This window comes from Kitasatospora sp. NPDC015121, from assembly GCF_055562955.1.
In genome coordinates this window covers 407448-416102 of the sequence record NZ_JBVHEH010000005.1, presented here as the reverse complement: position 1 = coordinate 416102, position 8655 = coordinate 407448, and the positions used below count along the sequence as shown (strand labels likewise).

Sequence of the window (8655 nt, the reverse complement as noted above, 5' to 3'; positions counted from 1 at the left end):
TAGGCGGGCCGTTGGGGCAGGTGGGGGAACATGCCGCGCAGATGGGCGCGGGCGAAGCGGATCCATCGGGCCTCGGAGTGGAAGCCCAGCAGCACTTGGGCCACGGCCAGGCACACCAGTTCCGAGTCCGTCAGCCGCGGCGGGCGGCCCAGCCAACGCGTTCGGGGTAGATGATCATCGATCTGCACGTAGAGTGCGGTCAGGAGGGTGTCCAGTTCTTCGGTCGTCACAACCCGAATGCTGGACACCCTTCCTGCATGTCCGAAGCAGAACCAGCAAAGCCAGCTGACTTCGGAACTACTCGTCTAGTTGCAGCACCTGCTGAGTGTCTGACTGCGCTACAACAGCCTCGCACCCTGGCGGACAACCACGGACGGTCGAGTATCGTCAGCCCAGGTCAGCAGCGGTGAGGGTCCTGGTCAGGTAGGCCCCAAGGTTGCTTCGGGACGAAGAGGCCGTGGGTTCAAATCCCGCTACCCCGACCCAGAGAAGGGCCCACCGGAGAAATCCGGTGGGTCCTTCGGCGTTGTCAGGGGGCTGTGGGGCCTTCGATCGGTCAACTCCGCCCCGCTTGTCGCAACCCTTTGTCAGACTTCGACCATGGCGAAAGTCTTCGGTCACATCGCAGGGTTCCCCGTCGGCTCGTCCTTCGCGGACCGCGCCGCCCTGCGTGCAGCAGGGCTGCACGCCCCGCTTGTCGGTGGCATCAGCGGGAACGGTGCTGAAGGAGCCGACTCCATCGTCATGTCGGGCGGCTACAGCACGGACGAGGACTTCGGTGACGTCATCCTCTACACCGGGCACGGCGGGAACAGGAACGGCGAGCAGGTCGGGGACCAGCTCATCACCGCTCCCGGGAACGCGGGGTTGCTGTGCAGCGAGCTCGAAGGCCACCTGGTGCGGGTCATCCGCGGGGCCGACAGCAAATCACCGTACGCACCGGCCGCCGGACTCCGGTACGACGGGTTGTTCCGGGTGGAGTCGCATCGGAGCATGCGCGTGAACGGCTTCCTCACCTGGCAGTTCCGCCTGGTTGCGGTGGATGCGGATCAGGACCCCGCCGGCGGCCAGGGAGCGGGGGGCGAGGCGTACGTGACTCCGTTCCACGGTGAGGAGGAGTACTCCCCCGTTCCCAGGCAGCCGAGTCAGATCCAGCGGGCCGTCCGGAAGAGCGCCGTCACGCAGAAGGTGAAGAAGTGGCACGAGGGTCAGTGCCAGATGTGCCACCAGTTCCTCTCGGTCCCGGGAGGGCTCTCCTACAGCGAGGGTGCGCACATCCTGGCCATCGGGGACCCGTACAACGGGCCTGACATCGTGGAGAACGTGCTCTGCCTCTGCGCCAACTGCCACGTGCTCTTCGACTACGGTGCTCGCTACCTCAGCGATGATCTCGGGGTCATCGACGGCCTCACCCACCAGCAGATCGGTGAACTGAGAACGGTCCGGGCCCACCGTATCGACCTCCGCTTCGTCCAGGCACACCGTCAGCGCTGGGTGACCGCGGATTGAGCACCGCTCTCCGCCGGAGATCACGGTTCGAGGACGGAGGGAGCGTGCACGGTGGGCGGGCCAGGACAATCGACGGATGAAGCACGATGATGCGTCCTCCCTCTTCGGCCTGGTCCCCGGGATAGACGTCGGGCAGATCTTCGCCGACCGCCGGCAGCTCTTCGATGCGGGCGTGCATCGTCAGTTGCAGGCCGGCATCTGCGGGACGAAGCAGTACGGCGCGCAATCAATCGTCGTCTCCGGTGGGTACGAGGACGATGAGGACCACGGCGATGTGATCATCTACACCGGTCAGGGTGGGCGGGATCCCAACACCGGACAGCAGGTCAAGGACCAGAGCCTCACCCTGGGCAACGCCGCCTTGGTCACGAGCCGCACCACCGGCGTCCCGGTGCGGGTCGTGCGCAGTCTCAGCGGTCATCAGCGGAAATCGAAGCCGGGCGGCTACCGCTACGACGGGCTGTTCCGGGTGGAGGACCATTGGTCGGACCTCGGGCGGTCGGGCTACCTGGTGTGGCGCTACCGGCTTGCTCGACTGGCGGAGGCCGAAGCAGCGCCCGCTCCTCAGCCGACTGCTCCGTCCAAGCCGGCCGGACGGGTCACGTTGACCCGGATGGAGATCAAGGTGCAGCGGATCGTGCGCAGCACTTCGGTGGCGGACTTCGTCAAGCGCGTACATGACTTCACCTGTCAGGTGTGCGGACTGCGATTGCCCACACCGACCGGTGCTTACGCAGAAGCCGCACACATCCAAGGTCTCGGGAAACCGCACAACGGGCCCGATGTGCCCGCGAACGTCCTCTGTCTCTGCCCGAACCACCACACGCTCTTCGACTTCGGAATGCTGAGCATCGACGACGACCTGACGATCACCGACGTGGCCACCGGCAGCACCTTGGGGCGTCTGACGTCGAATGACGCCCACGAGATCGGCCGGGAGTACTTGACGTACCACCGCGCTCACCATTCCCGGGGCTGGGTCCACGGGCCCGAGTCGACGGCCGGCGCTGGCTCCGTTCACTGATGCCGCCTCCCCGCGGTCCACGCGGGGTGGGGCGGGGTGAGGGGGTGTCAGAGGGGGCGTTGGGCCGTTCCGGTGAGGGGTGGGGCCGGGGGGTGGGTTCTCGGATGCGGGGTGGGGGTGGGGGCCGGAGGGTGGAGGGGCGGGCTCCGGTGGGCGGGGCCGCTGCGAGGAGGCGGTGGATGAGCGCGGCTGATGTGCCGAGTCCGGAGGGGTCGGCGGCGGTGGGGGCGAGGGAGCGGGTGAAGGCGGTGGCGGCGCCCAGGATGACCTGGGTGACGCTGGCGCTGATGACGACCAGTTCGGTGGCGAGTCTGCGGTCCTCGCCGACGATGGCGGTGTACGGGCTGGCGTGCGTGTTCCTCTACGTGGTGCCGGCGATCGTGTTCCTGCTGCCGACGGCGCTGGTCTCGGCGGAGCTGGCGTCGGGCTGGGAGGGGGGCGTGTACAACTGGGTGGCCCAGGGGCTGTCGAAGCCGTTGGGGTTCCTGGCGGTGTGGTGCCAGTTCGCGATGACGATCTTCTACTACCCGAGCCTGCTGGCGTACGTGGCGAGCACGATCGCGTACGTGGTGGATCCGAGTCTGGCGAGCAACGGCCTCTACACGGCGATCGTGATCATGGTGTTGTACTGGACGGGCGTGTGGGTGTCCTCGCGCGGGACGAACGCGGTGGCGGGCCTGGCCTCCTGGGGGCTGATCATCGGGACGCTGATCCCGGGCGCGCTGCTGGTGGTGCTGGGCTTCGTGTTCCTGGGGCAGGGGAACGACTCGGCGGCGCCGATGTCGGCGGACCACCTGCTGCCGGCCTGGACGGGGTTGGCGAGCCTGGTGCTGATCGTCAACAACTTCCTGAGCTACTCGGGCATGGAGATGAACGCGGTGCACGTCTCCTCGCTGAAGAACCCGGGCAAGGAGTTCCCGCGCTCGATGTTCCTGGCGGTCGGGATGGTGCTGCTGATCTTCATCCTGCCGGCGCTGGCGATCAGCTGGGTGGTGCCGGCCGACCAGCTGTCGCTGACGGCGGGCGTGATGCAGGCGTTCGACGCGTTCTTCCAGTACTTCCACATCGGCTGGCTGACGCCGCTGATCGCGGTGGGCCTGGTCGCGGCCTCGCTGGGCGGCATGCTGACCTGGCTGGCCGGTCCGTCGAAGGGCCTGCTGATGATCTCCCGGCAGGAGGGCTACCTGCCGCCGTCGCTGCAGAAGCTGAACAAGCACGGCATCCAGCAGAACATCCTGGTCGCGCAGGGCGTGGTGACCACGGCGATCGCGCTGATGTACGCGCTGATCCCGAACGTCTCCAGCGTGTACTGGATCTTCTCGGTGATCACCACGCAGGTGTACCTGATCGTCTACCTGCTGATGTTCGCGGCGGCGATCCGGCTCCGGAGGACCCAGCCGGACCACCCGCGCGGCTACCGGGCCCCGGCGCTGGTGCTGCTGTGCGTGGTGGGCCTGCTGGCGTCGGCGGCGGCGATGGTGATCGGGTTCGTGCCGTCCTCGCAGTTCGGCGGCGGCAGCGTCTGGGCGTACATCGGGATCATCGGCGGCGGTCTGCTGCTGCTGGGCGTGATCATCCCGTTCGCCTTCCTGAAGGCCAGCAAGCCGGAGTGGCGCGACCCCGCCGCCGCGGCCGCCATCGAGGAGGGGACGGCATGAGCACCCGGATGGCCTCGCAGCACAAGTGGATCTACGTCGGCGCGATCGTGCTGCTGGTCGCGATGGCGGTGGTCGGCCTGCTGACGTTCACCCAGCAGCACGCCACCAACGAGTCGTTCCGGAAGGCCGACGAGCTGATCACCCAGCTGCAGGCCAACGGCTACCCGACGCCGGACCGGGAGCAGGTCGCCCGGACGCTGGGGACCGACGGCGGGCCGGTCTGCGAGGACCCGGCGAGCGCGCTGAAGACCGGCCTGCAGCGGGTGCAGATGTCCAACGGGGCGGCCGGTCCCGGGCAGCGGCCGGTGATCGTCCCCGACCGGGTGGTGCAGGCCGAGGCGCTGATCCTGGACGTCTACTGTCCGGGCGAGCTGGACGACTACCGGGAGAAGATCGAGGACATCAAGACCGATGACACGGTGCGCAACTGATGGGGAGTGAGGCAGAGCCGATGACCGCCGAGAGCGAACTCGCCGCCCGGGTGGCGGCGTTGATGCCCCGCGCGCAGCAGGACCTGGCCGAGCTGGTGGCCATCCCCTCGGTCGCCGACCCGCGGCAGCAGCCGCCGGAGCGGTGCCGCGAGGCCGCCGAGTGGGTGGCCGCCGCGTTCACCGGGGCCGGCCTGCAGGACGTCCGGCTGGCCGAGACCCCGGACGGCAGCCACGCCGTGCTCGGGCACCGCCCGCCGCCGCCGGGCGCGCCGACCGTGCTGCTGTACTGCCACTACGACGTGCAGCCGCCGCTGGACGACGCCGCCTGGACCACGCCCCCGTTCGAACTGACCGAGCGGGACGGGCGCTGGTACGGGCGCGGCACGGCGGACTGCAAGGGCAACATCGTCATGCACCTCACCGCGCTGCGGGCGCTCGGCGACGACCTGCCGGTCGGGATCAAGCTGGTCGCCGAGGGCTCGGAGGAGCAGGGCACCGGCGGCCTGGAGGAGTACGTCCCGCGGCATCCGGAGGACCTGCACGCGGACGTGCTGCTGGTCTGCGACACCGGCAACGCCGCCGTCGGGGTGCCGACCGCGACGACCTCGCTGCGCGGCCTGGCGAACGTCGTGGTGACGGTGCGGACGCTGGACTCGGACATGCACTCCGGCATGTTCGGCGGCCCCGCCCCGGACGCGCTGGCCGCGCTGATCCGGATCCTCGACTCGCTGCGCGACGCCGACGGCGGGACCCGGATCGAGGGGCTGGAGAACGGCGGCAGCTGGGACGGCGTCGGCTACGACGAGCGGCAGTTCCGGAGCGACGCGGGCGTGCTGGACGGCGTGCGGCTGACCGGTTCCGGGACGGTCGCGGACCGGCTGTGGGCCCGCCCCGCCGTGACGGTGCTGGGCATCGACTGCGCGCCGGTGGTCGGCTCGGCCGCCGCGATCCCCGGCACCGCCCGGGCCCGGGTCAGCCTGCGGGTGCCGCCCGGCACGGACCCCGGCGCCGCGCAGGACGCGCTGACCGCGCACCTGGTGGCGGCGGCGCCGTGGGGCGCCCGGGTCACCGTGGAGCCGGAGTCGAAGGGTTCGCCGTTCAAGGCCGCCACCGACGGCCGCGCGTACGCGGCGCTCGACGCGGCCGCCCGGGAGGTCTACGGCAAGCCGCTGTCCTTCCTCGGGCAGGGCGGGTCGATCCCGCTGTGCAACGTGCTGGCGGCGCAGTACCCCGGGTCGGAGATCATCCTGATGGGCGTGGAGGAGCCGCGCTGCCTGATCCACGCCCCGAACGAGAGCGTGGACCCGTCCGAGATCCGGCACATGGCCACCGTGGAGGCGCTGTTCCTGCGCCACTACGCGGCCGCCGCCCGGCACCGCTGATTCGAGAGGGAGAGCATGCCCGCGCCGTTCACCACCGCCGACTTCCAGGCCCGGATGGCCCGCGCCGCGACCGCCGCCGCGGACGCCGGGCTGGCCGGACTGGTCGTCACCCCCGGCCCCGACCTGACCTACCTGACGGGCTACCAGCCGACCGCGACGACCGAGCGGCTGACCGCCCTGGTGATCGCGGCCGGCGTCGAACCGGTGCTGCTGGTACCGAAGTTGGAGCGCCCCGACGCCGAGCACGCCCCCGGCGCGGCGGCCGTCCGGATGGCCGACTGGACGGACGGCACCGACCCGTACGGGGTGCTCGCGCCGCACCTGGACGGCGGCGGCCGGTACGGGATCTCCGACAACGCCTGGGCGATGCACCTGCTCGGGCTGCAGCGGACGCTGCCGGGCAGCTCGTACGCGGCGCTGACCTCGGTGCTGCCGATGCTGCGGGCGGTGAAGGACCACGACGAGCTGGAGCGGCTGGCCGCGGCCGGGGCGGCGGCCGACCTGGCGTACGGGGAGGTCCTCGGCGTCGCCTTCGCCGGGCGGACCGAGCGCCAGGTGGCCGCCGACCTGGCCGCGCTGCTCACGAAGCACGGGCACAGCCAGGTCGACTTCACCGTGGTCGGCTCCGGCCCGAACGGGGCGAACCCGCACCACGAGGCCGGGGACCGGGTGATCCAGCACGGCGACACCGTGGTGCTGGACTTCGGCGGGCTGAAGGACGGCTACGGCTCCGACACCACCCGCACCGTGTTCGTCGGCACCGAGCCGCCCGCGGAGGTGAGCGCCGTCCACGACCTGGTGCGGCGCGCCCAGCAGGCCGCGTTCGACGCCGTCGCACCCGGGGTGACCTGCCAGGACATCGACCGGGTGGCCCGGCGGGTGATCACCGACGGCGGGTACGGCGAGTACTTCATCCACCGCGTCGGGCACGGCATCGGGCTCACCACCCACGAGCCGCCGTACATGGTCGAGGGCGAGACCCAGCCGCTGGTGCCCGGGATGTGCTTCTCGATCGAGCCGGGGATCTACCTGCCGGGGCGGTTCGGCGTCCGGATCGAGGACATCGTGACGGTCACCGAGGACGGCGGGCTGCGCTTCAACGGGACGCCGCACGAGCTGGCCCTGGTGAACTAGGGCGGGGAGCGGGGGGCCGCCGGGGCACCGGCGGCCCCTCCGTCAGTCCTGGAGGCGGAAGGCCCGGCGCAGGGCGGCGAGCAGGGCGCGCAGGGCCGGGGGCGGGGACGGGCGGTTGACCAGGGCGAGCAGGGCCGGGGTGGTCAGGTCGGCGACGGGGATGGCGGTGAGCGCCGGGAAGGCGGCGACCATCGAGCGGCTGAGCACGGCCACGCCGAGGCCGCGGGCGGCCAGGTCGGCGATCGCGGGGGCGGCGCCGGCCTCCAGGGCGATGCGCGGGGTGAGGCCGCGGGCGGCGCAGTCGCGGTCCAGGACGGCGCGCAGGCCGGTGCCGCGCGGCATGCAGACCAGCGGGTGGGCGAGCAGGTCGGCGAGCGCCGGGGCGGGGACGTCCAGCAGCGGGTGGCCGGGCGGGACGGCGGCGACCACCGGCTCGGCGACCACCACGTGCGCGTCCAGCCCTTCGGGGGCGGGCGCCGGGCGGCCGATCAGCGCGAGGTCGAGGGCGCCGGTCCGGACCGCCTCGGTGAGGTGCTCGGAGTCGTCCTCCAGCAGGGCGAGTTCGACGCCCGGGTGGGCCCGGTGGAAGGCCGCCAGGCCGTCGAACAGCGGGGTGACGGTGCAGCCCGCGACCATGCCCAGGCGCAGGCTGCCGCGCACCAGGTCGGTGACCTCGCCGACCGCCTGCCCGACCGCGCGGGCCGCGGCCAGCGCCTGCCGGGCGTGCGGCAGGGCGGCCTTCCCGGCGACGGTGAGGGTCACCGCGCGGGCCGAGCGGTCGAACAGCTCGGCGCCCACCTCCTTCTCCAACTGCCGGACCTGGGCGCTCACCCCGGACTGGCTGATCCGCACCCGCTCGGCGGCGCGGGTGAAGCCGCCCTCCTCGGCGACCGCGACGAAGTACTCCAGCTGCCTCAGTTCCATGAGTCCTGATTCTAGTTCGGAGCAGAACCAGCTGTTGGACTTCTGGAACGGCTCGGAGGAGGCTGGTCGTACGGAGCAGGACGACGCGGCACGACGCCGGACGCCGAGGAGGCAGTGGTGAGCGAGTACGAGAAGGCGATGCGGCCCGAGGACCTGACCCGGCTGTTCGTGGAGCGCTCCAACGCCGGCGACGCCGACGGGGTCGCCGCGCTGTACGAGGAGCACGCGGTCATGGCCTACCCGCCGGGGCGGCTCACGGTCGGCCGGGCCGCGATCCGGGAGCTGTGGGCCCAGGTGCTGGCCCACCGGCCGCGGTTCACGCCCGAGCCGCCGCTGCCCACGCTGGCCGCCGACGGCATCGCGCTGACCGCCACCCCGCCGAAGGACGGCGCCGGGGCCCGCGCCCAGGTGGTGCGGCAGCAGCCGGACGGCAGCTGGCTGCGGCTGCTGGACCAGCCGGAGTTCCAGCGCCCGGACGGCGCGGACCGGGCGGGTGGCGCCCGTACGGAACCGTGACACTTCTCCGGGCCCCGGGGCGAAACCCGCGCGCACCCCGGCGCGTGTACCCCTTCCGGAAGATCCGGTGAAGAGGG

At 71.6% G+C, this 8655-nt stretch carries 8 protein-coding genes and 1 pseudogene; 7 read left to right on the top strand and 2 right to left on the bottom strand.

All coding sequences use genetic code 11. The features are described 5' to 3' along the window. Window positions 1-230, bottom strand: a pseudogene (locus tag ACZ3J7_RS10080) (IS982 family transposase); the annotation flags it as partial. Between the two features lie 370 nt (window positions 231-600). Between ACZ3J7_RS10080 and ACZ3J7_RS10075 the strand changes: the two are divergent. The 6 genes from ACZ3J7_RS10075 to ACZ3J7_RS10050 all read left to right on the top strand — a co-directional run bounded on the left by ACZ3J7_RS10075 (window position 601) and on the right by ACZ3J7_RS10050 (window position 7138). Next, window positions 601-1509 (top strand): YDG/SRA domain-containing protein, encoded by a 909-nt coding sequence (locus tag ACZ3J7_RS10075; RefSeq protein ID WP_465618717.1) that lies wholly within the window; start codon window positions 601-603, stop codon window positions 1507-1509. A gap of 76 nt (window positions 1510-1585) precedes the next feature. After that, window positions 1586-2533: a YDG/SRA domain-containing protein gene (locus ACZ3J7_RS10070; protein ID WP_465618715.1), complete on the top strand. Its 948-nt coding sequence runs from the start codon at window positions 1586-1588 to the stop codon at window positions 2531-2533. A 179-nt stretch (window positions 2534-2712) separates the two neighbouring features. Next, window positions 2713-4191 (top strand): APC family permease, encoded by a 1479-nt coding sequence (locus ACZ3J7_RS10065; RefSeq protein WP_465618713.1) that lies wholly within the window; start codon window positions 2713-2715, stop codon window positions 4189-4191. After that, the gene (locus ACZ3J7_RS10060; protein ID WP_465618711.1) at window positions 4188-4622 is read left to right on the top strand and encodes a hypothetical protein; all 435 of its coding nucleotides are present in this window, start codon (window positions 4188-4190) and stop codon (window positions 4620-4622) included. The genes ACZ3J7_RS10065 and ACZ3J7_RS10060 overlap by 4 nt, the downstream gene beginning before the upstream one ends. 20 nt (window positions 4623-4642) lie before the next feature. Next, complete coding sequence (locus ACZ3J7_RS10055; RefSeq protein WP_465618753.1) at window positions 4643-6004, top strand: M20/M25/M40 family metallo-hydrolase; 1362 nt, start codon at window positions 4643-4645, stop codon at window positions 6002-6004. A 15-nt stretch (window positions 6005-6019) separates the two neighbouring features. Next, the gene (locus ACZ3J7_RS10050; protein ID WP_465618709.1) at window positions 6020-7138 is read left to right on the top strand and encodes an aminopeptidase P family protein; all 1119 of its coding nucleotides are present in this window, start codon (window positions 6020-6022) and stop codon (window positions 7136-7138) included. A gap of 42 nt (window positions 7139-7180) precedes the next feature. Here the strand turns inward: ACZ3J7_RS10050 and ACZ3J7_RS10045 are convergent, their stop codons facing one another. Continuing rightward, window positions 7181-8062: a LysR substrate-binding domain-containing protein gene (locus tag ACZ3J7_RS10045; protein ID WP_465618707.1), complete on the bottom strand. Its 882-nt coding sequence runs from the start codon at window positions 8060-8062 to the stop codon at window positions 7181-7183. A 117-nt stretch (window positions 8063-8179) separates the two neighbouring features. On the opposite strand from ACZ3J7_RS10045, the gene ACZ3J7_RS10040 reads away from it, so the two are divergent. Continuing rightward, window positions 8180-8578: a YybH family protein gene (locus ACZ3J7_RS10040; protein ID WP_465618705.1), complete on the top strand. Its 399-nt coding sequence runs from the start codon at window positions 8180-8182 to the stop codon at window positions 8576-8578. Window positions 8579-8655 lie beyond the last annotated feature (77 nt).

What these genes read in the sequence shown, in the direction of transcription:
- ACZ3J7_RS10075 (WP_465618717.1), top strand. Translation starts at nt 601, where the DNA reads ATGGCGAAAGTCTTCGGTCACATCGCAGGGTTCCCCGTCGGCTCGTCC.
- ACZ3J7_RS10070 (WP_465618715.1), top strand. Translation starts at nt 1,586, where the DNA reads ATGAAGCACGATGATGCGTCCTCCCTCTTCGGCCTGGTCCCCGGGATA.
- ACZ3J7_RS10065 (WP_465618713.1), top strand. Translation starts at nt 2,713, where the DNA reads ATGAGCGCGGCTGATGTGCCGAGTCCGGAGGGGTCGGCGGCGGTGGGG.
- ACZ3J7_RS10060 (WP_465618711.1), top strand. Translation starts at nt 4,188, where the DNA reads ATGAGCACCCGGATGGCCTCGCAGCACAAGTGGATCTACGTCGGCGCG.
- ACZ3J7_RS10055 (WP_465618753.1), top strand. Translation starts at nt 4,643, where the DNA reads ATGACCGCCGAGAGCGAACTCGCCGCCCGGGTGGCGGCGTTGATGCCC.
- ACZ3J7_RS10050 (WP_465618709.1), top strand. Translation starts at nt 6,020, where the DNA reads ATGCCCGCGCCGTTCACCACCGCCGACTTCCAGGCCCGGATGGCCCGC.
- ACZ3J7_RS10045 (WP_465618707.1), bottom strand. Translation starts at nt 8,062, where the DNA reads ATGGAACTGAGGCAGCTGGAGTACTTCGTCGCGGTCGCCGAGGAGGGC.